General features: G+C 59.5%; 23 protein-coding genes and 1 tRNA gene. 17 read left to right on the forward strand and 7 right to left on the reverse strand.

The window, feature by feature from the left end; translation table 11 throughout:
• Window positions 1–35 precede the first annotated feature (35 nt).
• Window positions 36–362: an antibiotic biosynthesis monooxygenase family protein gene (locus JT51_RS19705; RefSeq protein WP_037317074.1), complete on the forward strand. Its 327-nt coding sequence runs from the start codon at window positions 36–38 to the stop codon at window positions 360–362.
• 65 nt (window positions 363–427) lie between these two features.
• Window positions 428–835, forward strand: a complete 408-nt coding sequence (locus JT51_RS19710) for a universal stress protein (protein WP_037317261.1) — start codon at window positions 428–430, stop codon at window positions 833–835.
• Here the strand turns inward: JT51_RS19710 and JT51_RS19715 are convergent.
• Window positions 820–1,323, reverse strand: a complete 504-nt coding sequence (locus JT51_RS19715; protein WP_037317264.1) for a HugZ family protein — start codon at window positions 1,321–1,323, stop codon at window positions 820–822. The genes JT51_RS19710 and JT51_RS19715 overlap by 16 nt on opposite strands.
• 282 nt (window positions 1,324–1,605) lie before the next feature.
• On the opposite strand from JT51_RS19715, the gene JT51_RS19720 reads away from it, so the two are divergent.
• Entirely contained in the window at window positions 1,606–1,902 is a 297-nt protein-coding gene (locus JT51_RS19720) for an excalibur calcium-binding domain-containing protein (protein ID WP_235216215.1), read from the forward strand.
• Window positions 1,903–2,011: 109 nt separating this feature from the next.
• Entirely contained in the window at window positions 2,012–2,302 is a 291-nt protein-coding gene (locus JT51_RS19725) for an antibiotic biosynthesis monooxygenase family protein (RefSeq protein ID WP_037317078.1), read from the forward strand.
• Between the two features lie 63 nt (window positions 2,303–2,365).
• Here the strand turns inward: JT51_RS19725 and JT51_RS19730 are convergent, their stop codons facing one another.
• Window positions 2,366–2,596 carry a hypothetical protein gene (locus JT51_RS19730; protein ID WP_037317081.1) on the reverse strand — a complete coding sequence of 77 codons (231 nt, stop codon included), beginning with the start codon at window positions 2,594–2,596 and terminating at the stop codon, window positions 2,366–2,368.
• Between the two features lie 90 nt (window positions 2,597–2,686).
• Between JT51_RS19730 and JT51_RS19735 the strand changes: the two genes are divergently transcribed.
• Window positions 2,687–3,040 (forward strand): MmcQ/YjbR family DNA-binding protein, encoded by a 354-nt coding sequence (locus JT51_RS19735; protein WP_037317270.1) that lies wholly within the window; start codon window positions 2,687–2,689, stop codon window positions 3,038–3,040.
• Here the strand turns inward: JT51_RS19735 and JT51_RS19740 are convergent.
• From JT51_RS19740 to uvrB, 3 genes are all read right to left on the reverse strand, one after another.
• Window positions 3,037–3,744: an ORF6N domain-containing protein gene (locus tag JT51_RS19740; protein WP_037317084.1), complete on the reverse strand. Its 708-nt coding sequence runs from the start codon at window positions 3,742–3,744 to the stop codon at window positions 3,037–3,039. The genes JT51_RS19735 and JT51_RS19740 overlap by 4 nt on opposite strands.
• A gap of 248 nt (window positions 3,745–3,992) precedes the next feature.
• Window positions 3,993–4,478: a hypothetical protein gene (locus JT51_RS19745; RefSeq protein ID WP_037317087.1), complete on the reverse strand. Its 486-nt coding sequence runs from the start codon at window positions 4,476–4,478 to the stop codon at window positions 3,993–3,995.
• Window positions 4,479–4,547: 69 nt separating this feature from the next.
• Window positions 4,548–6,734, reverse strand: coding sequence for an excinuclease ABC subunit UvrB (uvrB, locus tag JT51_RS19750; RefSeq protein WP_037317090.1), 2,187 nt, complete (start codon window positions 6,732–6,734; stop codon window positions 4,548–4,550).
• Window positions 6,735–6,886: 152 nt separating this feature from the next.
• Between uvrB and JT51_RS19755 the strand changes: the two genes are divergently transcribed.
• The 12 genes from JT51_RS19755 to JT51_RS19810 all read left to right on the forward strand — a co-directional run bounded on the left by JT51_RS19755 (window position 6,887) and on the right by JT51_RS19810 (window position 17,694).
• Complete coding sequence (locus JT51_RS19755; protein ID WP_037317093.1) at window positions 6,887–7,198, forward strand: ETC complex I subunit; 312 nt, start codon at window positions 6,887–6,889, stop codon at window positions 7,196–7,198.
• Window positions 7,199–7,675, forward strand: a complete 477-nt coding sequence (locus JT51_RS19760) for a GNAT family N-acetyltransferase (protein ID WP_037317096.1) — start codon at window positions 7,199–7,201, stop codon at window positions 7,673–7,675.
• A gap of 21 nt (window positions 7,676–7,696) precedes the next feature.
• A tRNA-Arg gene (locus tag JT51_RS19765) sits at window positions 7,697–7,773 on the forward strand.
• A 139-nt stretch (window positions 7,774–7,912) separates the two neighbouring features.
• Window positions 7,913–8,926, forward strand: coding sequence for an inositol 2-dehydrogenase (iolG, locus tag JT51_RS19770; RefSeq protein ID WP_037317099.1), 1,014 nt, complete (start codon window positions 7,913–7,915; stop codon window positions 8,924–8,926).
• A 123-nt stretch (window positions 8,927–9,049) separates the two neighbouring features.
• On the forward strand, window positions 9,050–9,970 hold the full coding sequence (locus JT51_RS19775; RefSeq protein WP_037317102.1) for a sugar ABC transporter substrate-binding protein: 921 nt from the start codon (window positions 9,050–9,052) through the stop codon (window positions 9,968–9,970).
• Between the two features lie 66 nt (window positions 9,971–10,036).
• Window positions 10,037–11,143, forward strand: coding sequence for an ABC transporter permease (locus JT51_RS19780; RefSeq protein ID WP_037317273.1), 1,107 nt, complete (start codon window positions 10,037–10,039; stop codon window positions 11,141–11,143).
• A 1-nt stretch (window position 11,144) separates the two neighbouring features.
• Complete coding sequence (locus tag JT51_RS19785; protein WP_051927657.1) at window positions 11,145–11,966, forward strand: ATP-binding cassette domain-containing protein; 822 nt, start codon at window positions 11,145–11,147, stop codon at window positions 11,964–11,966.
• 161 nt (window positions 11,967–12,127) lie between these two features.
• On the forward strand, window positions 12,128–13,960 hold the full coding sequence (iolD, locus tag JT51_RS19790) for a 3D-(3,5/4)-trihydroxycyclohexane-1,2-dione acylhydrolase (decyclizing) (protein WP_037317105.1): 1,833 nt from the start codon (window positions 12,128–12,130) through the stop codon (window positions 13,958–13,960).
• Window positions 13,957–14,856, forward strand: coding sequence for a myo-inosose-2 dehydratase (gene iolE, locus JT51_RS19795; RefSeq protein ID WP_037317108.1), 900 nt, complete (start codon window positions 13,957–13,959; stop codon window positions 14,854–14,856). Before iolD ends, iolE begins: the two co-directional genes overlap by 4 nt.
• 48 nt (window positions 14,857–14,904) lie before the next feature.
• Window positions 14,905–16,086, forward strand: a complete 1,182-nt coding sequence (locus tag JT51_RS19800) for a phytanoyl-CoA dioxygenase family protein (RefSeq protein ID WP_037317278.1) — start codon at window positions 14,905–14,907, stop codon at window positions 16,084–16,086.
• A gap of 46 nt (window positions 16,087–16,132) precedes the next feature.
• Entirely contained in the window at window positions 16,133–16,939 is an 807-nt protein-coding gene (gene iolB / locus JT51_RS19805; RefSeq protein WP_037317111.1) for a 5-deoxy-glucuronate isomerase, read from the forward strand.
• Window positions 16,936–17,694 (forward strand): SDR family NAD(P)-dependent oxidoreductase, encoded by a 759-nt coding sequence (locus JT51_RS19810; RefSeq protein ID WP_037317114.1) that lies wholly within the window; start codon window positions 16,936–16,938, stop codon window positions 17,692–17,694. The genes iolB and JT51_RS19810 overlap by 4 nt, the downstream gene beginning before the upstream one ends.
• A 12-nt stretch (window positions 17,695–17,706) precedes the next feature.
• On the opposite strand, the gene JT51_RS19815 is transcribed toward JT51_RS19810, so the two are convergent.
• Both JT51_RS19815 and JT51_RS19820 read right to left on the reverse strand, forming a co-directional pair.
• Complete coding sequence (locus JT51_RS19815) at window positions 17,707–18,546, reverse strand: class II fructose-bisphosphate aldolase (protein WP_037317117.1); 840 nt, start codon at window positions 18,544–18,546, stop codon at window positions 17,707–17,709.
• Window positions 18,543–19,379 carry a 5-deoxy-glucuronate isomerase gene (locus JT51_RS19820; protein WP_037317119.1) on the reverse strand — a complete coding sequence of 279 codons (837 nt, stop codon included), beginning with the start codon at window positions 19,377–19,379 and terminating at the stop codon, window positions 18,543–18,545. Before JT51_RS19820 ends, JT51_RS19815 begins: the two co-directional genes overlap by 4 nt.
• Window positions 19,380–19,381: the final 2 nt, after the last annotated feature.

The following is a 19,381-nucleotide window of genomic DNA, read 5'->3' on the forward strand; positions in this document are numbered from 1 at the left end:
CTGTGTTAGGCTAGAGCTGTCAAGGGAGGAACAAGATGCCGAAGATTTCCAAGAGCGCCAGTATCCAGACCGTTATTACAACATTTGAGATGACGCCCGGTACGTGTCAGGACCTGCTGGAGGCGCTGACAGATGCCTTTGCTGAATTCATTTCGAAACAACCCGGCTTCATTGCGGCAGGCCTGCATGTGAACGACGCCCAGACAAGGATTGCCAATTATTCACAGTGGCAGCGCCGCGAGGATTTTCTGGCCATGCTGCGAACCCCGGAGATGCGGGATCGCAACCGAAAGATCAACGAACTGTGCAAGAGTTTTGAGCCGGTCATGTATGATGTCGCCGGAACGTTTGGCAGTTCCTGACCCAGATCAAAGCCGAAAATCCGGGTTGGTTGCAACGTGGTGACGTGAAAACGGAGGTGCGCGTCATGTATCATAACATTCTTGTTCCCATTTCATTCGATGCCGAGAGGGATATATCTGGCCCGCTGAAGCTGGCCGAGATACTGGCGACCCCCGATGCGCAGGTCACCCTGTTGCATGTGGTCGAGCATATTCCGAACTATGCCATTTCATACATGCCGCCCGAATACCTGACCGAAGCGCGCCGCGCGATCCAGACAGAGCTGGATGACCTGGCGGCGAAACTGCCCAATGCCAAAGGGGTGGTGGTCGAGGGCCATTCAGGCCGCACCATTCTGGATTGGTCGCTAGAGCATAAACCGGACCTGATTATTCTGGCTTCACATCGGCCTGGAATGCAGGATCTGCTTTTGGGGTCGACGGCCAATCACCTTGTTCGTCACGCCGCCTGTGCGGTTCATGTGGTGCGCTGAACGGGGAAAAGATCAGTTTCGGCCAAACGCCACGCCTTTCCGAAACCGCCATTCAGCACTCCGTCGGATACTTCAAAACGAACAAAGCTGAAGTCGGCGAAATCGACATAGAGTTTCGCCTTGGGGCGCAGCGTAAGATACCGCGCCCGCAATCTGGCGTGTTCCGCTGTTTCTCGTGCAATGAACCCGGCGCGGACATGCAGGGTTAACCGGGGGTGGATCAGGGGGTCTCCGGTTTCTTGCGGTTCACCGATCAATAGCGCACAGACCGGATTGGCATGCACGGCCTGCGTATGATCGGCCAGTGCGGATATCAGGCTTATCGGTCTCGCATCCTCGTCGGTTGCCAGCGCGATCCGTGACACGGTGGGCAGCCCACTGTCCGGGTGCAACGTTGCAAGGGCCGCATGGCTGACCCGGTCTATCAGGTTCCAAGCCAAGGTTCGGGCCGTGTCGTCGACGTGGCGATATGGATCAGCGTTTGTCACGATATGTTCAGGTTCATTGGTTTGGCTGCTATCGACTGGATAGCTCAAACTCCCACTAAATTCGACAGTTAGTATGGGCCCGCGTCAAAAGGATCGTGATCCCATGGCGGGAAATTGGGCCTCGGTATTGCCACAAATCCGGCCTATCTTGCGGCAATGCCATCGAAGAATTCCGAACCGCGTGCCACGATGTCCGACCCGCCTCTCAAGAGGCGCCAAAAACGTGCCGAGGCCCTGCGGAAACGGGCATTGTCGCCGGTGCGAATTCTGACGATGGTCCTTATGCTGCCTTTCACGACGCTGATCATTGCGATGGGCGTCTATATGCGCACATCCGAATTTGAACACGAGCAGGCAGCGTTTCATCTGATTGCGATGGCAGGGTGCAAGGCGGCTGAAGCCATTGTGCCGGGGCCCTTTCTGGTCGGTCAGCCGGGGTATCATGCGCGCAATGACCCTGACGGTGATGGTGTTGCCTGCGGCACAATCCGGGCTGCGCCGGTGCCAGCTGCGGTACCGCAACAAGGCGGGGCATCGCAACAAAGGTCGGTGGGTAACGCCAAGTTTGTACGCCCCTGATCGCCGCGTGGACCTTTCTGCCTGACACCCGCTTTGCCGTGCTATCATGCAGTACGGCGCGCCGTGCGCGTCGTCATTGGGGGATTTCGCCCTGAAAGGGAGGAACGACATGTTTGCACGTATTACTCAATTCAAAATGAAGCCGGGCATGCGAGACGCGGCCGAGGCGAAGATGAACGAATTGAAAGATCAAATCATGGGCATGGATGGCATGCACAGCTTTACCAATGTCATGAACGAGGACGGCACCGGTTTCGTGGTTGCGGTTGTGCAAAGCGAAGAAACCTCGAACACCAATGCGTCCAAGGTGGCGCAGCTTTGGGGTCACTTCGCCGAGTTCCTCGAAGGCCCGCCATCGCCCGCCGGGTTCGACGTGGTTGTCCATTGGGACAAGGGGTAAGCTCGCACCGAAATCTTGAAAAGATTTCTGGTCCGCTTTCTTTTCAAGAAAGCGATGCGTGGCTCAGGTGAGCCAACGCACAGGTGCGCGATTGCAGAAGATCACGATCTGGCCCGAATTTTCGGCTACCTGATATCCGCGCCGATGGATTTCGGCCATGAACCGCTCCATCCCGGCAAAGCGTTCGATGTCCCGTGCCTTGCGCCGGATCACGCCACCCTGTTGTACGGCCTTGGATGCGAACAGGTCGTTGAGCCATATTTCGGGCGAGAGCGGAGAGTTTCGGGTGTGCATGGTCGCAGGGTTTATCCGGTTTGGTTAAGGCCGGGTTAAGACGCGAAGTCTGTCTTGCATTTCATTCACCAGATTGCCCATGTTGGGGTCATGACCCGTGATGAGTTCAATGCATTCTGCGCCGCCCTGAAAGCCACCAGCCATGTGGTGCAGTGGGGCAATGCGGATGTGTGGAAAGTGGGCGGCAAGGTGTTCGCGCTCTGTGGCTGGAACGACGGCGAAGATGCCTTTACCTTTAAGGCCACCGATCTGGCCTTTGAAGTGCTTCAGGATGAACCCGGTATCCGCCCAGCGCCCTATCTGGCGTCGCGGGGGATGAAATGGCTGCAGGTCTATGAAGAACGCGGGATGAGCGACGCCTCACTGCGCGAGCATATCGTCACGTCTTATGATCTGGTCGTGGCCAAGCTGACCAAAAAGATGCGGGCTGAGTTGGGCGTTTAACCCTTCATCGCGTGCAGCAGTTCCAGCAATTGTTTCCGGTCGTCATCATCGGTGTAATCGCCACTTGCCAGACGTTCGGCAATGCGCAGGCGCAGGCGTTCCTGCTGGGTGCGCACCTCTTCTCCGGCGGTTTCGGCGAGGGTCTTCATGATCACCGCCACGGCCTGTTGTCGTTTGGTGGTGGGGTTGGCGATGTAATCGACCAGGCTCTGTTGCCCGGAATCGAGGATATTTTCCGCCAGATCGCGCAGTTGCTCGCCATTGGGCAGCAGCGGGGCGGGGGCATCGGCGGGCGGCAGAATTTCCGGCACGCTGCGCGGGGTCTCGACCAGGGCGTTTGCGCCGTCGACAAAGGCCTCGGTGATCATCCGGGTGATCTTGATCGCGCGCGGGTCCTTGAACAGGGCCGAGGCGATGGCCACGCCGTAATCCGTATAGACCCATGGATTGACCCGTCGCCCGCCGCGGCCCTTGGGTTTTGAGATCACATTCCGTGATTGCAAATCACCGACCTCGGCATCGGTCAGCTGAAAGCGGTAGCCCTCGAACAGGTCCTTGTTGCGCGAGACGGCCTGATTGAAGGCGCTGACGGATTTTCCGTAGAACTGCGCCAGATCCTCGGCCAGTACCACGCGGGTGCCGCGCACCCGGTGAATGGCGCTTTGGACCTCATGCGTGCTGGGCAGGGTGTTCGGGTTCGTCATGGCAACCGTTTGGAATCACAATTTGTGATTTCAAACGTGGAGGAGTGCGCGCTGGGCTGCAAGGGGGGAGTGTGCAGGGGGTAGGATGGGGTTTTACCCCATCGCGCGTTTGGTTGAATCCGAAGTGATGGGTTGGAAACCCATCCTACGCTTGCCGCTAGAATGCAGCGCCTTGGGATGGGAAGGTTCATAAATCAAGCATCGTGAACAATTCAACAACATAGGTAGAAGTACCCATTCTAAGAAGACTAGTTACTGGTCTCTCCATCGAGAAGGAGTTCAAAGTCTTCAAGCTGCTTAGTTATAGCAGAGTTGTCCGCTCGCCAAATGGACCCATCTTTGAATCTGACGATCGCAACGTAGGCCAAGCCATGTCCGTGGTGTTGAAACAAAAACGCCGAACTGGCACGTTGTTCCCAGCCCGGTTCGTCGCTTGCATCGACCATAACTTGGTTCATGGCATATCCGACGAACGGTCGCCCCATGTCTCTATTAAACGCATCAAAGATGTAGAAGCCGAGGCCGTATGCCTCAACCGGTTGATTGGACACATTTTGTACTTGCGCTCGATGGATGACAGTCCCATCGCCAACTCGGTCCGGGGACTTGTAACGGTTCGTATAAGATGTGATTTCTAACGGTGCGCTTTCTTGTACGAGTACTGTGGCCTTTTCCGCGTTCGCCATAGGCGCAATTAAACCTAGAAAACATGTAAAGAACAATTTTTTCAACATCTTGAAGCCATTTCACCGATAAAGATTTGTTGGGACACTCTCCCATAAGTAGACACCTACTTCAACCAGTTACCGTTTCCTTCTCTTCACATTCCCACCCCGCTGGCCCGGCCTGCCAGCCGTTGAGCGACCACGCGATTTCACTGCGTCTTCCGAGGCTTTCTCGACCGCCCATTGGCGCGCCATGGGGTCGTCGGCGATGGCCAGATCGACCGCTTCCAGACGTTTGATCTCATCCCGGATATTGGCGGCCTCTTCGAATTCCAGGTTCTCGGCGGCTTTGCGCATCTTGTCGCGCAGACCGTCTAGGTGCGCCTCAAGGTTGGCGCCGTGCATCGGTTTGTCGATGGTGGCGGTGACGCGGTTCATGTCGACATCGCCCTGATAGAGCCCGGCCAGAACGTCCTCGACATTCTTCTTCACCGTTGCGGGGGTGATGCCGTGTTCTTCGTTATAGGCCATCTGCTTGACGCGGCGGCGGTTGGTTTCCTCCAGCGCGCGCTCCATGGAACCGGTGATCTTGTCGGCATACATGATCACCCGCCCATCCGCGTTCCGCGCGGCGCGGCCGATGGTCTGAACCAATGAAGTCTCAGACCGCAGGAAGCCCTCTTTATCCGCGTCCAGAATGGCGACCAGCCCGCATTCGGGAATATCGAGCCCCTCGCGCAGCAGGTTGATGCCGATCAGCACGTCGAAGGCGCCCAGACGCAGGTCGCGCAGGATTTCGATGCGTTCCAGCGTGTCGATGTCCGAGTGCATGTAGCGGACTTTTATTCCCTGTTCATGCAGGTATTCCGTCAGGTCCTCGGCCATGCGTTTGGTCAGCGTGGTGACCAGCGTGCGATAGCCATCGGCGGTGACCTTGCGCACCTCATCCAGCAGATCGTCGACCTGCATCGACACGGGGCGGATTTCGACCTCGGGATCCAGCAGGCCAGTGGGGCGGATCACCTGTTCGGTGAAGACGCCACCGGTCTGTTCGATCTCCCACTTCGCAGGGGTGGCCGAGACGAAGACGGATTGGGGGCGCATGGCGTCCCATTCCTCGAACTTCAGGGGGCGGTTGTCCATGCAGGAGGGCAGGCGGAACCCGTGTTCGGCCAGCGTGAACTTGCGCCGATAGTCGCCCCGGTACATGCCGCCGATCTGCGGCACGCTGACGTGGGATTCGTCGGCGAAGACGATGGCATTGTCAGGGATGAACTCGAACAGGGTGGGGGGCGGTTCACCCGGCGCGCGGCCTGTCAGATAGCGCGAATAGTTCTCGATCCCGTTGCAGACGCCGGTGGCCTCGAGCATTTCCAGATCGAAATTACAGCGCTGTTCCAGTCGCTGTGCCTCCAGCAATTTGCCTTCGCCGACCAGTTGGTCAAGGCGCATCCGCAGTTCCTTTTTGATGCCGATGATCGCCTGCTGCATCGTCGGTTTTGGCGTCACGTAGTGCGAGTTCGCGTAGACGCGCACCTGCTCCATCGTGGCGGCGCGTTCACCGGTCAGCGGATCGAATTCAGTGATTTGTTCCAGTTCCTCACCGAAGAAAGAGAACTTCCAGGCGCGGTCCTCAAGGTGGGCAGGCCAGATTTCCAGTGAATCGCCGCGCACCCGGAAGGACCCGCGCTGAAATGCCTGATCGTTGCGGCGGTATTGTTGGGCGACCAGATCGGCCATCACCTGCCGCTGGTCGTATTCGTTGCCGACCTTCAGCTCTTGCGTCATCGCGCCATAGGTTTCGACCGACCCGATACCATAGATGCAGGATACCGAGGCGACGATGATGACGTCATCGCGTTCCAGCAAAGACCGCGTGGCCGAGTGGCGCATCCTGTCGATCTGTTCGTTGATCTGGGATTCTTTCTCGATGTAGGTGTCCGACCGCGCCACATAAGCCTCGGGCTGGTAGTAGTCGTAGTACGACACGAAGTATTCGACCGAGTTTTCGGGAAAGAAGCCTTTGAACTCTCCATAAAGCTGTGCCGCCAGCGTTTTGTTGGGTGCAAGGATGATGGCCGGGCGCTGCGTCTCTTCGATCACCTTGGCCATGGTGAAGGTCTTGCCGGTGCCAGTCGCGCCCAGCAGCACCTGATCGCGCTCCCCGTCGAACACGCCGCCGGTCAACTCCTTGATCGCGGTTGGCTGATCACCCGCCGGCGCGAACTCCGTCTGCATCACAAAGGGTTTGCCGCCTTCCAGCTTCAGGCGCGCGCGGACGTCATCGGCGGTCAGCTGGGTTTTATCGGAATGAGCGTAAGCCATCAGGGGGGATTCCTTTCGCGCCTGATTTTGATCTGTTTTTGTTCTTGTTCAAGAGGCAAATCAATTCAGTGGAATTGCGACAATTGCGGGCTTGTCCGCGCGGCTTACGTAGCGCATAAACAGCCCCAGCCAAGTGAGTACGGAGAGGCGACATGCGCGCACGGATTTACCAGCCCGCAAGGAATGCAATGACCTCGGGGATGGCCAAGACCCGCAAGTGGGTTCTGGAATACGCCCCCGCGTCCGCGCGTGAGGTTGACCCGTTGATGGGCTGGACGTCTTCGTCGGACACGCAAACTCAGGTACGGCTGAAGTTCGACACCAGGGAAGAGGCGTTGGATTACGCCAAGGATCACGGTATTGACGCGCTGGTCAGCGAGCCGCACAAGCGCAAGCCAAAGCTGCGGTCGCGCGGCTATGGCGAGAATTTTGCCACCGACCGGCGTGCTCCCTGGACCCACTGAATGATCGACATTCGTCAGGCTGATCCGGGTGCAGAAGATCTGCGCCCGCTTGTTCAGGCGCATCTGGCGCACAGCTGGGCGGCAACACCTCAGACGTCGAATCATACGTTGGATGTCGATGCCCTGCGCGATGCCGGAATCCGGTTTTGGGCGATCTATGATGGGGATACGCCGCTGGGGTGTGGTGCCCTCAAGACTTTGCCGGACCGCACAGCCGAGGTGAAATCGGTTCATATTCTGTCGCAGGCCCGTGGGCGCGGGCTGGCGCGGGCGATGATGCTGCATCTGGCGGATGTGGCGCGGGCCGAAGGGGCCATCGCTTTGGTTCTGGAAACCGGCGCGCCCCATCTGACCGAATATGACGCAGCCCGAAAACTGTACGAAGCGTTGGGATATTCCTATTGCGGGCCAATCTTTGGATATCAGGCCGATCCCAACAGTGCGTTCATGCGCTTGGGTCTTGAACCCCGCCCGTAAAAACCGCAAGAAGGGCGCAGCGGTCCCGTAGCTCAACTGGATAGAGCAGCTGACTTCTAATCAGCAGGTTGAGGGTTCGAGTCCTTCCGGGATCGCCATTTTCTTTCATTCACAGACCACGTTCGCGCTGCAGAATTCGCGGGTTTCCTTGGTGTGGATTCATCTTGTTGAAAAAATTCTTGCAACCGGTTGCAAAGAGAATCATTGTGACACCCGAAAGAGAATCGGGAGAACCGCATGCTGAGAACCGGATTGCTTGGTGCCGGACGCATTGGCCGGGTGCATGCACAGGCCATCGCCGCGCATCCGCAGAGCCAGCTTTGTGCAGTGTCCGACGCAATATCCGATGCCGCTGAAAGCCTTGCCGCTGAACAGGGGGCTGCGGCGCGCACGTCTCAGGAAATTATCGCTGATCCGTCGATTGATGCGGTTTTGATCGCCACCCCGACGGACACCCATTCCGACCTGATCGAGGCCGCCGCGCGCGCCGGTAAGGCGGTTCTGTGCGAAAAACCGGTCGATCTGAGCCTTGAGCGGGCGTTGGCCTGTCAGGCAGTTGCGGCGGAAACCGGCCAGCCGGTCATGGTCGGGTTCAACCGCCGGTTTGATCCCAGCTTCGCAGCGCTGAAATCAGCCGCCGATCAGGGCGAAATCGGTACGCCCGAGCTGCTGTCGATCACTTCCTTCGACCCGGCGCCGCCGCCGATCAGTTACGTCAAGGTGTCCGGGGGGCTGTTTCGGGACATGATGATCCATGATTTTGACATGGCGAACTATCTGATGGGCCAATTGCCGGTGCGGATTTCCGCTGTGGGCACCTCGGTTGTCGATCCTGAAATAGGGCAGGTTGGGGATGTGGATACCGCTGTGGTCACAATGACTTACGCGAATGGTCAGATCGCAGTTATCAAGAATTCACGGCGAGCTGTCTACGGGTATGATCAGCGGATCGAATTGCTTGGCTCGGGCGGGCTGCTGCAGGCGCACAACGTTCTGGAAAACGCGGTGGTCAAGTCGACGGCAGAGGGCGTCATCGGTGCCAAGCCGACCTATTTTTTCCTCGAACGTTACATGCCCGCCTACCGTGCGGAATGGGACGCATTTGTACAGGCCGCGCTGTCTGGATCAGCGATGCCAGCAACGCTGGAGGACGGCGTCGCCGCCCTGGCCATGGCCGAGGCTGCGAGCCGGTCGGCACAGTCCGGGCAGCCGGTTGCGATGGTTGATGTTTTGAAACCGGTTGCAAAATGAATGGATTTCCGGAAACTGAGGAAAGCTCCGCCAGTAACCGGAGCGGAGGAGATTCGGTGAATCCGGATGATCGGGGCTGATACCCCGACAAAAAGACAAACTGTTCTTATGGGAGGAAACCAAATGAATAAGTTCGTAAAAGGCGCGCTGGCTGCCAGCGCATTGGCCCTGGCCACGCCTGCATTTGCGCAAGAGATCGTGGTCGTATCTCACGGTCAGGCGAATGATGCGTTCTGGAACGTCGTCAAGAACGGGGTAGAGCAGGCGGGCAAGGACGTTGGCGTCAACGTCGAATACCGCGCGCCTGAGACCTTTGACATGGTGGCCATGTCGCAACTGATCGACGCCGCCGTGAATCAGGAACCCGATGGGCTGATCGTTTCGATCCCCGATGCGGACGCGCTTGGCCCGTCAATCGAACGCGCGGTTGCCGCCGGTATCCCGGTGATCTCGATCAACTCAGGTGCTGAGGTCGCAAAAGAACTGGGCGCTCTGCTGCATGTCGGACAAGACGAATTCGACGCGGGCAAGGCGGCCGGTGCGGCACTGGCGTCCATGGGCGGCAGCAATGCGATCTGCGTCAACCACGAGGTTGGCAACGTGTCGCTGGATCTGCGCTGCGAAGGCTTCGCCGAAGGGTTTGGCGGCAATGTCTCGGTTTTGCCAACGTCGAACGACCCGTCCGAGATTGAATCGAAAGTGGCCGCTGCCCTGGCGTCGGATGAAAGCGTCGACACGGTCATGGCACTGGGTGCCAGTTCGGCGGGCGAGCCTGCGGTGGCCGCAGCCAAGGCCTCGGGCCGGGACGTAAACGTCGCGTCCTTCGACCTGTCGGCCAACTTCCTGCAGTCGGTCGTCGACGGGGATGCGGCCTTTGCGATTGACCAGCAGCAATACCTGCAAGGTTATCTGGCGGTGAACTTCATGGGCCTGCACGCCAAATACGGTCTGATGCCGGGTGGCGATGTTCCTTCGGGCCCGAACCTGGTGACAGGGGACAAGGCCGGACAGGTGATTGAACTGTCGTCTCAGGGCATCCGCTAAGCCTGTTGGACAGTGACACATGAAACGGCGCGGCCTGCGCCGTTTCAATCGAACCGGGAGGGAATGATGAGTCAGTCAGCGCAAGGTGCAGCGGACGAAAGGGTCAAGAAAGAACCTTTTCTGACCAAGTTAATGAAACGCCCCGAGCTTGGCGCCATGGCCGGTGTCATTCTGGTGTTCATCTTCTTCGCGATCACCGCGGACAGCTCGATGTTCACCTTGGCCGGGATCATGAATTTCATGACGCCTGCGGCTCAGCTGGGCATTCTTGCCATCGGGGCCGCACTGCTGATGATTGGCGGAGAGTTCGACCTGTCGATTGGTTCGATGGTTGCTTTTTCCGGCCTGTTTTTCGGTGTCTGCGTGGTGACTTGGCAATTGCCGCTGATCCTATCCATCCCCATGACGTTTGTGTTTGCGGCGGCGGTCGGCGCGATCAACGGCAATATCGTGATCCGCTCGGGCTTGCCGTCCTTTATTGTGACGCTGGCGTTTCTGTTCATTCTTCGCGGTCTGTCGCTGGTTGGTCTGAAGTTGGCCACGGGTGGGTCCACGCAGCTGCGCGGTGTACGCGATCAGGTCGAAAACGACTGGCTTGCGCCGGTTTTCTCGGGCGAGGCATTCGGCAGCCTTTTTGCCTGGCTGGCCGAAACCGGGGTCATCGCGACATTCAAAAACGGCGCGCCCAAGGTGCCTGGTATTCCGGTTGAAATCCTGTGGTTCGTCGTGATCACGCTGGTGGCGACCTATGTGCTGTTGCGGACACCGGCGGGGAACTGGATTTTCGCATCCGGTGGCGACAAGGTTGCGGCGTCAAACTCGGGCGTGCCGGTCAACCGGGTCAAGGTCTCGCTGTTCATGCTGACGGCCTGCTGCGCCGCGCTGGTGGCGATCATCACTGTGATGGATGCGGGGTCGACCGATGCGCGCCGCGGCTTCCAAAAGGAATTCGAGGCGATCATCGCGGCGGTTATCGGTGGCTGCTTGCTGACTGGCGGCTATGGGTCGGCCATCGGGGCGTTCTTCGGCTCGATCATCTTTGGCATGGTGGTGATTGGCCTGACCTATACCGACTTTGATCAGGACTGGTTCCAGGTCTTCCTGGGTGCCATGCTGCTGATTGCCGTTCTGTTCAACAACGCGATCCGCAAACGCGTAACCGGAGAGCGCTGATATGACCGAAGATACCAAGTTCCATCATGGCGATGCGACGGGCGATAAGGCCCCGATCGTGCAGATGAAAGACATCGAAAAACACTTTGGCAACATCATCGCGCTGGCCGGTGTCAGCTTTGACGTCAGACCGGGCGAATGTCACTGCCTTCTGGGCGACAACGGTGCGGGCAAGTCGACCTTTATCAAGACCATGTCCGGTGTGCATAAACCCACCAAGGGCGAGATCTTTTTCGAGGGCAAGCCGCTGCATTTCGACACGCCTCGCGACGCGATGGAGGCAGGCATTGCCACCGTGTTTCAGGATCTTGCGATGATCCCGCTGATGAGCGTGACACGCAATTTCTTCATGGGGCGCGAGCCGACCAAAGGAAGGGGCCTGTTGAAGCGGTTCGATGTGGATCAGGCCAATGACGTCTGTATGGAAGAGATGCGCAAGATGGGCATCAACCTGCGCGGCCCGGATCAGGCAGTGGGAACCCTTTCGGGCGGTGAACGTCAGACCGTTGCCATTGCCCGCGCCGTGTATTTCGGTGCGAAAATCCTGATTTTGGACGAGCCGACCTCGGCGCTGGGTGTGCGCCAGACCTCGAATGTTCTGGCCACCATTGACCGGGTGCGCAACCAGGGTATCGGAGTCGTCTTTATCAGCCACAACGTGCGCCACGCGTTGGCGGTAGGGGATCGCTTTACCGTGCTGAACCGGGGCAAGACCCTGGGCACAGCTACGCGCGGTGAAATCACGCCCGAGGAATTGCAGGACCTTATGGCCGGGGGTCAGGAAATGGCACAGCTAGAAGGGTCTTTGGGCGGAACTGTCTAAAGCCAGAAAACCCGGGTGCCCTGGCTGACAGGGCGGGGCATCCAAAGACTAAGTGGCGCAGGTTTGCCACAAACAATATGGCCGTGCAAAACGGCCTGAAACCATGGAAAATGTGAAACTCGACAGTTTGCCCGGGGCGGCATGTGTTGAAAGGGATCATGATGAGCAAGACAATCCGATTGACCGCTGCGCAGGCTCTGGTGCGGTATCTGGGCGCGCAGATGAACGAGGCCGGAGAGCCCTTTATCGCCGGTGTCTGGGCCATTTTCGGCCATGGCAACGTGGCCGGGCTGGGCGAGGCGCTGCATGGCGTTAAAGACAGTCTGCCAACTTATCGCGGGCACAATGAGCAAACCATGGCGCATTGCGCGATTGCCTATGCCAAACAGATGCGGCGGACGCGAGCCATGGCGGTGACGTCTTCGATTGGGCCAGGGGCCACCAATATGGTGACGGCGGCGGCGCTGGCGCATGTGAACCGCCTGCCGGTTCTGCTGTTGCCCGGCGATGTCTTTGCCACGCGCGGGCCCGACCCGGTTTTGCAACAGATCGAGGATTTCGGAGACGGCACGGTCAGCGCCAATGACTGTTTCCGCCCGGTCAGCCGCTATTTCGACCGTATCTCGCGCCCCGAGCATCTGCTGACCGCCCTGCCGCGCGCCTTTCGCACGATGACGGACGCGGCCGATTGCGGGCCGGCGACGCTGGCCTTTTGTCAGGACGTGCAGGCCGAGGCTTATGATTATCCCGAAAGCTTCTTTGAACCGCGCGTCTGGTATCAGCGCCGCATCCGCCCGGATGAGGGGGAACTTACCCGCGCCGTTGCGGCCATCAAGGCGGCCAAGCGCCCGGTTATCGTGGCCGGGGGCGGTGTGCATTACTCAGGTGCGACCGACGCATTGCAAAGCTTTATTGAGACCCACAACATCCCGGTTGTCGAAACACAGGCGGGCAAATCGGCACTGGCCTGGGATCACCCGCTGAACCTTGGACCCGTGGGCGTAACCGGCGGTGAGCCTGCCAATGCCACCTGCGCCGAGGCTGATCTGGTGCTGGCGGTCGGCACACGCCTGCAGGATTTCACCACCGGTTCGTGGGGGCTGTTCTCGAACCCTGAGCGCGAGATGATCTGCCTGAACACCGCCGCCTATGACGCCGAGAAACACGGTGCCATGCCGTTGCAATCCGACGCCCGTGTCGGGTTGCAGGCGTTGGGCACTGCCCTGCCGGGATACCGCGCGGACCCCGTGGCCGATACGCTGAAATCGGACTGGTTCGGCAAGGTCGATGCGCTGACCGACGCGCCGGGTGACGGCAACGCCTTGCCGACCGATATGCAGGTGGTGGGCGCGGTGCAGCGCGCCGCGCATGACGATACGGTGGTCATGTGCGCCGCAGGCACCATGCCCGGCGAGCTGCACAAACTGTGGAAAGCGCCGCGTCCTGGGGCCTATCACATGGAATATGGGTTCAGCTGCATGGGGTATGAAATCGCCGGTGCCATGGGCATCAAGATGGCCCAGCCCGAACGCGATGTGATCTGCTTTACCGGCGACGGCACCTATATGATGGCGAACTCTGAAATGGCGACGGCGGCGATGATGGGGGTGTCCTTCACCGTGGTCATCACCGACAACCGGGGCTTTGGCTGCATCAACCGCTTGCAGATGGGCACCGGTGGGGCCGAATTTAACAACCTTCTGGATCATGCGGTACATGACACGCCCTCGGCCATCGACTTCGCCGCCCATGCGGCGGCGATGGGGGCGACCTCGGTCAAGGTCGGCTCGATTGCCGGGCTGGAGGAAGCCTTGGCCAAACGCGGTGACATCAACGGCCCTTATGTGGTGGTCATCGACACCGACCCCTACCCGTCGACCGAATATGGCGGCACCTGGTGGGAAGTGGCGGTGCCCGAGGTCAGCACCCGCCCCGAAGTCAACGAAAAACGCGCGGCCTATGAGGTCGCGATCAAGGAAAGAAACACGAAATGAGCGTGAAAATCGGGATCTCTCCGATCGCGTGGCAGAATGATGATCTGCCGGATTTGACGGCAGCCTACACCATGGAGCAAGCGCTGAAAGAAGCGCGCGAGATCGGCTATACCGGCGTGGAACGCGGCCGGCGGATGCCGGGCGATACCGAAGGTCTGCGCGCCTATCTGGATGGCAATGACATCGCCTTGTGTGGCGGATGGTGTTCCGGCGCATCGCTGGTCAACGACTTCGCGACCGAGCGCGAGGCGGTGCGCGAACAGGTCGAACAGTTCGTGGCGCTAAACAGCCCGTGTATTGTCTATGCCGAATGCTCCAACACCGTGCAGGGCCAGATCGGGACGCCGGTCAACGACCGGGTAAAGCTGTCGCGGGATGAGGTGCTGGCCTATGCGGCCAAGATCACCGAACTGGCGAAATGGATGGCCGATCAGGGAATGCCGATGGCCTATCACCACCATATGGGCACGATCATCGAAAGCGAAGATGAAGTGAACTGGCTGATGGAGGGGGCAGGGCCGGAGGTGAAGCTGTGCTTTGACACCGGCCATCTGTTGTTCGGCGGCGGCGATGTGATGGCCACCCTGAACCGTTGGGGCGACCGCGTGCATCACGTGCATTTCAAGGATATCCGCCCGGCGGTCGTGCAGGACACCCGCGAAAACAACCGCAGTTTTCTGGACGCGGTCATCGCCGGTGCCTTTACCGTTCCCAGCGATGGGTGTGTTGATTTTCAGGCTGTTGCCAATGCGCTGAAGGCGATGGATTACGACGGCTGGATCGTGGTCGAGGCCGAACAGGACCCGGCCAAGGCACCGCCCTATGAGTATTCCAGGAAAGGGTATGAACACATCGTCGATGTCTGCGAGCAGGCGGGGTTGGAGATCACGGCCTGACACTCCGCCCCAATGACCAACACCGCAGCCATGCGAAAGGAGACTGTCATGGTGAACCAAGAACTGGGTTTTGTCGGCTATTTCGACCGGGACTCCTGTGATCTGGATGAATTCAAGGTGTTGACCTCGCAGAACCTTTTGGCGGCGGCGGTTCCCTTTGCCGCGGCGATTGAAAAGAACGTGCCGATCTATGACATGCAAGCCCTGCGCCCGGCGTTGGAGGACAGTGATCAGCGCCGCGCGCTGCTGGCGGAGTGGGGCCGTGTGCTGGACAAATCGGCCGGGGTGATCGTTCTGAAAGGGGCCTATGCCGACACATCGGTGATCGACCGGGCAAGCGACGTCTTTCGCCAGATCATCAAGGAAGAACGCCAAAGCGGGGCAGGTGAAGGCGACCATTTTGCTGCCTCGGGCGCGAATGACCGGATCTGGAACGCGTTGCAGAAACAATGCCTGCGCGATCCCGAAGGTTTTGCACTGTACTTCGGGAACACGACGATTGCGGCGGCGTGTGAGGCGTGGCTTGGGCCCAACTATCAGATCACCGCACAGATCAATCAGGTGCGGCCCGGGGGCAAGGCGCAGCAGGCGCATCGGGATTACCATCTGGGGTTCCAAAGTGCTGAAAACGCAGCGCGCTATCCGGCGCACGCCCATCTGGTCACGGCCTCGCTGACGTTGCAGGGGGCGGTGGCCCATTGCGATATGCCGGTGGAAAGCGGGCCAACCAAGCTGTTGCCGTTTTCGCAGCTTTATCCACCCGGCTATCTGGCCTTCCACGACGCGGCGCACCGGGCGCATTTCGAAGACAGCTATATCCAACTACCCCTGCAAAAGGGCGACGCGGTGTTCTTTAACCCGGCACTGTTCCACGCGGCGGGCGAAAACAGCAGCACCGATATTCACCGCATGGCGAACCTGCTGCAAATCTCGTCCGCCTTCGGGCGCGCGATGGAGGCGGTTGACCGGCACGCGATGTCCAAGGCCGTCTTTCCATCGCTGGTGGCCCTGAAACAACGCGGTGCCCTGACCACCCCCGAACTGGACGCGGCGATTGCAGCCACGGCCGAGGGGTATGCCTTTCCGACCAATCTGGACACGGACCCTCCGATCGGGGGCAACGCGCCGGAAAGTCAGGCCGACATTCTGCGCCGGGCGGTGGCCGAGGGCTGGAACGGGGCGCAATTGGCCGAAGCGTTCCTGGCGCTGCACACACGGCAAGCTGCCTGAAACAAGAACCGGGCGGGTCCTGTGCCCGTCCTTAGTGGAGACAAATATGGCAGACCTGCTCAAGAAACCCGTCGGCACCCGCGGCAAGGTCCACGATATCACCCCGGCCAGTGCCGGGTGGCGCTATGTCGGGTTCGGCCTTTACCACCTGCGCGCGGGCGACCGGGCAGCTGAGGCCACGGGTGATCGCGAGGTCATTCTGGTGATGGTCGAGGGCAAGGCGCAGATCACCGGGGCCGGGCAGGATTGGGGCGTTCTGGGTGACCGGATGAATGTGTTCGAAAAATCGCCGCCCCATTGCCTGTATCTGCCAAACGGAACCGAGTGGGAGGCCGTGGCCGAAACCGATTGTGTCATCGCCGTCTGCTCGGCCCCCGGCAAGGGTGGACACGCGGCACGCCGCATCGGCCCGGATGGCATAACCCTGACCGAGCGTGGCAAGGGGGTGAACACGCGCCATATCAACAACATCGCGATGGAGGCCGAAGATTGCGCCGACAGCCTGCTGGTGACCGAGGTTTTTACACCAAACGGGCATTGGTCCTCATACCCCAGCCACCGCCATGACGAGGATGATTACCCCCGCATCACCTATCTGGAGGAAACCTATTACCACCGTCTGAACCCGGCCAACGGGTTTGGGATTCAGCGGGTTTACACGGATGATGGGCAGTTGGATGAGACGATGGCGGTTTCGGATGGCGATGTTGTGACTGTCCCGCGCGGTCATCACCCTTGCGGTGCGCCCTATGGGTTTGAGATGTACTATCTGAACGTCATGGCCGGGCCTTTGCGGAAATGGCGTTTTGTGGCGGCCCCCGAGGTCGAATGGATCATGGAGCGTGACGGATGACCCCAGATTTTGCCAACTATCCCAGTTTGAGCGGCAAGACCGTTTTCATTACCGGCGGTGCGGGCGGCATCGGCGCGGAAACGGTGCGCGCCTTTGTGGCCCAGGGGGCAAAGGTCGGCTTTTTGGACATAAACGCGGATGCCGGGCAGGCGCTGCTGGCCGAACTGGACGGCGCGCACGCCTTTGCGCAATGCGATCTGCGCGATATCACTGCGCTGCAGGTGGCGCTGCGCCAACTGGTGGATGAGTTGGGCGACGCTCATGTGCTGGTCAACAACGCCGCCCATGATGACCGCCATGACTGGCGCGAGGTGACGCCGGAGTATTGGGATGAGCGTATGGCCACCAATATCCGCCATATGTTCTTTGCCATCCAGTCGGTCGCGCCGGGAATGATCGAACGAGGTGGCGGGTCTATCGTCAATCTCGGATCGAATTCGTGGTGGGAGGCCGGGGCCGGGTTTCCGGCCTATGCCACCGCCAAATCCGCCGTTCACGGCCTGACCCGAACCATGGCGCGTGAACTGGGCGATCACCGTATTCGGGTGAACACTGTGGTGCCGGGCTGGATCATGACAGAGCGTCAGAAAGACCTGTGGGTCACGCCCGAGGCATTGGCCAAGCAAGTGGATCGGCAATGCCTGCCGGATTCGATTGATCCGGTCTACGTGGCGCGAATGGTGGTGTTTCTTGCTTCTGATGACGCAGCCATGTGCAGCGCCGGGAATTTCATGGTCGAAGGCGGGTCGATCTGAACCTGTGCGCTGCTATCTCTGAGGCGGCGCACCAAAGGCGCGGATGACTAAACGGGCTGCGGCTTCGACCGGGTCTTGGGTCTCTTTCAGGATGGTAACGCGGTCGAACCGGTCGGGGTCGCGGGTCACCGCCTCTCGCAGGGCGGCCCCGAATGCCATGCGCAATTCGGTTCCGATGTTGAACTTGCAGATCGAGGTTTCGCGCGCCAGCCGCGCGCGTTGTTCCACTGGCACGCCCGAGCCGCCGTGGATGACCAGCGGCACATTGGTCATGGCGTCGATCCGGGCAATGCGGTCCTCGTCCAGACCGCCTTCCTTGTTTTCCTGCAAATGCACATTCCCGACCGAGATCGCCATCGCATCCACGCCGGATTCTTTGGCGAATTGCGCCGCCTCATCAGGGTCGGTGCCGTTGGAGCCTTCACCCCCGGAGTAGCCGACAAACCCGATCTCGCCTTCGCAGGAGATTCCGGCTGCATGGGCCATTTCGGCAATCGCGGCGGTCTCATCAATATTTTGCTGCAACGGCTTGCGCGAGCCGTCGAACATTAGCGAGGTAAACCCGCTGTCGAGGGCGATCTTGCAGTCCTCGAACGTATAGCCGTGGTCCAGATGAGCCACTACGGGGACCGAAGCATTCTCGGCCAGATGGCGGAACATCTTGCCCAGAACGGGCAGGGGTGTGTGGTCGCGGCAGCTGGGGCCAGCTTGCAGGATGACAGGTGCGTTTTCAGCCTCGGCCGCGGCCACATAGGCGCGCATATCCTCCCACCCAAGGGTGACAAGGCCGCCAACCGCATAGCCCCGCGTGTATGCGGGCGTAAGGACGTCTTTCAGTGTGACAAGGGTCATTTGAACTTTGCAATCATGTCTTTGATGCCCGGGATGGTTTCGATCTGATAGGCATGTGTCGGTTGGAAATATTGCACCAGAGAGCGCTGGGTCAGCCCGCCGAGGATGGTGAAGTAATACATCTCGTACCCCGGCAAAACGCAGCAGGGGTGATAGCCCTTGTCGATGCAGATCGTTGAGCCGTCGACGATGTGATAGGCATCACCCGGCTCGTTATCTTCACGTTGCAGCATCTGCAGGCCCGACCCCCAGTTGGGTTTGAAACGGAAATTATAGGTCTCATCATGGCGGGTTTCATCGGGCAGGCGGTTGGTGTCGTGCTTGTGGCTGGGAAAACCCGACCAGCCGCCCTGGCCAACTGTAAACAATTCGCTGACCAGCAGACGACCGACCTTGTCCTGCTGTTTCTGGCCCAGGATATGCTTGATCTTGCGATGGGTTTTGGTGTCGTCGCTGCCGTATTGGACAAGGTCATGTTTACGAACATCGAACGGGTCCAGCACCTTGTCGTATTTCGCACCGGCGATGAACACTTCAGCCTCATCCGACAGGCAGACCAACAGAGCTTCGGCACCGACCGGTACATAGACACCTTCCGGCTCGCCGTCCCAGACATCCTCGCCCCGATTGCCCAGACTGTCGAAGCGGACGCCTTCAATTTCGACATCGACACTGCCGGTTGCGGGCACGATGCAGGTTTCGTACCCCGGCACCTGATATTCGAACGCCTCACCCTTTTTCAGTTTGACGATGTTGAAGTAATTCAGCGGCACCGTCGGGTCGTCGGCATCGACAATGGGTTTGTTCTGATTGTCATAGGGCGCGATATGCATTG

Origin of the sequence: Ruegeria halocynthiae, from assembly GCF_000743705.1 — a bacterium.
GTDB lineage: Bacteria > Pseudomonadota > Alphaproteobacteria > Rhodobacterales > Rhodobacteraceae > Ruegeria > Ruegeria halocynthiae_B.

Coding starts and splice junctions, on each gene's coding strand:
- JT51_RS19705 (WP_037317074.1), top strand. CDS start 36: ATGCCGAAGATTTCCAAGAGCGCCAGTATCCAGACCGTTATTACAACA.
- JT51_RS19710 (WP_037317261.1), top strand. CDS start 428: ATGTATCATAACATTCTTGTTCCCATTTCATTCGATGCCGAGAGGGAT.
- JT51_RS19720 (WP_235216215.1), top strand. CDS start 1,606: ATGCTGCCTTTCACGACGCTGATCATTGCGATGGGCGTCTATATGCGC.
- JT51_RS19725 (WP_037317078.1), top strand. CDS start 2,012: ATGTTTGCACGTATTACTCAATTCAAAATGAAGCCGGGCATGCGAGAC.
- JT51_RS19730 (WP_037317081.1), bottom strand. CDS start 2,596: ATGCACACCCGAAACTCTCCGCTCTCGCCCGAAATATGGCTCAACGAC.
- JT51_RS19735 (WP_037317270.1), top strand. CDS start 2,687: ATGACCCGTGATGAGTTCAATGCATTCTGCGCCGCCCTGAAAGCCACC.
- JT51_RS19740 (WP_037317084.1), bottom strand. CDS start 3,744: ATGACGAACCCGAACACCCTGCCCAGCACGCATGAGGTCCAAAGCGCC.
- JT51_RS19745 (WP_037317087.1), bottom strand. CDS start 4,478: ATGTTGAAAAAATTGTTCTTTACATGTTTTCTAGGTTTAATTGCGCCT.
- uvrB (WP_037317090.1), bottom strand. CDS start 6,734: ATGGCTTACGCTCATTCCGATAAAACCCAGCTGACCGCCGATGACGTC.
- JT51_RS19755 (WP_037317093.1), top strand. CDS start 6,887: ATGCGCGCACGGATTTACCAGCCCGCAAGGAATGCAATGACCTCGGGG.
- JT51_RS19760 (WP_037317096.1), top strand. CDS start 7,199: ATGATCGACATTCGTCAGGCTGATCCGGGTGCAGAAGATCTGCGCCCG.
- iolG (WP_037317099.1), top strand. CDS start 7,913: ATGCTGAGAACCGGATTGCTTGGTGCCGGACGCATTGGCCGGGTGCAT.
- JT51_RS19775 (WP_037317102.1), top strand. CDS start 9,050: ATGAATAAGTTCGTAAAAGGCGCGCTGGCTGCCAGCGCATTGGCCCTG.
- JT51_RS19780 (WP_037317273.1), top strand. CDS start 10,037: ATGAGTCAGTCAGCGCAAGGTGCAGCGGACGAAAGGGTCAAGAAAGAA.
- JT51_RS19785 (WP_051927657.1), top strand. CDS start 11,145: ATGACCGAAGATACCAAGTTCCATCATGGCGATGCGACGGGCGATAAG.
- iolD (WP_037317105.1), top strand. CDS start 12,128: ATGAGCAAGACAATCCGATTGACCGCTGCGCAGGCTCTGGTGCGGTAT.
- iolE (WP_037317108.1), top strand. CDS start 13,957: ATGAGCGTGAAAATCGGGATCTCTCCGATCGCGTGGCAGAATGATGAT.
- JT51_RS19800 (WP_037317278.1), top strand. CDS start 14,905: ATGGTGAACCAAGAACTGGGTTTTGTCGGCTATTTCGACCGGGACTCC.
- iolB (WP_037317111.1), top strand. CDS start 16,133: ATGGCAGACCTGCTCAAGAAACCCGTCGGCACCCGCGGCAAGGTCCAC.
- JT51_RS19810 (WP_037317114.1), top strand. CDS start 16,936: ATGACCCCAGATTTTGCCAACTATCCCAGTTTGAGCGGCAAGACCGTT.
- JT51_RS19815 (WP_037317117.1), bottom strand. CDS start 18,546: ATGACCCTTGTCACACTGAAAGACGTCCTTACGCCCGCATACACGCGG.
- JT51_RS19820 (WP_037317119.1), bottom strand. CDS start 19,379: ATGCATATCGCGCCCTATGACAATCAGAACAAACCCATTGTCGATGCC.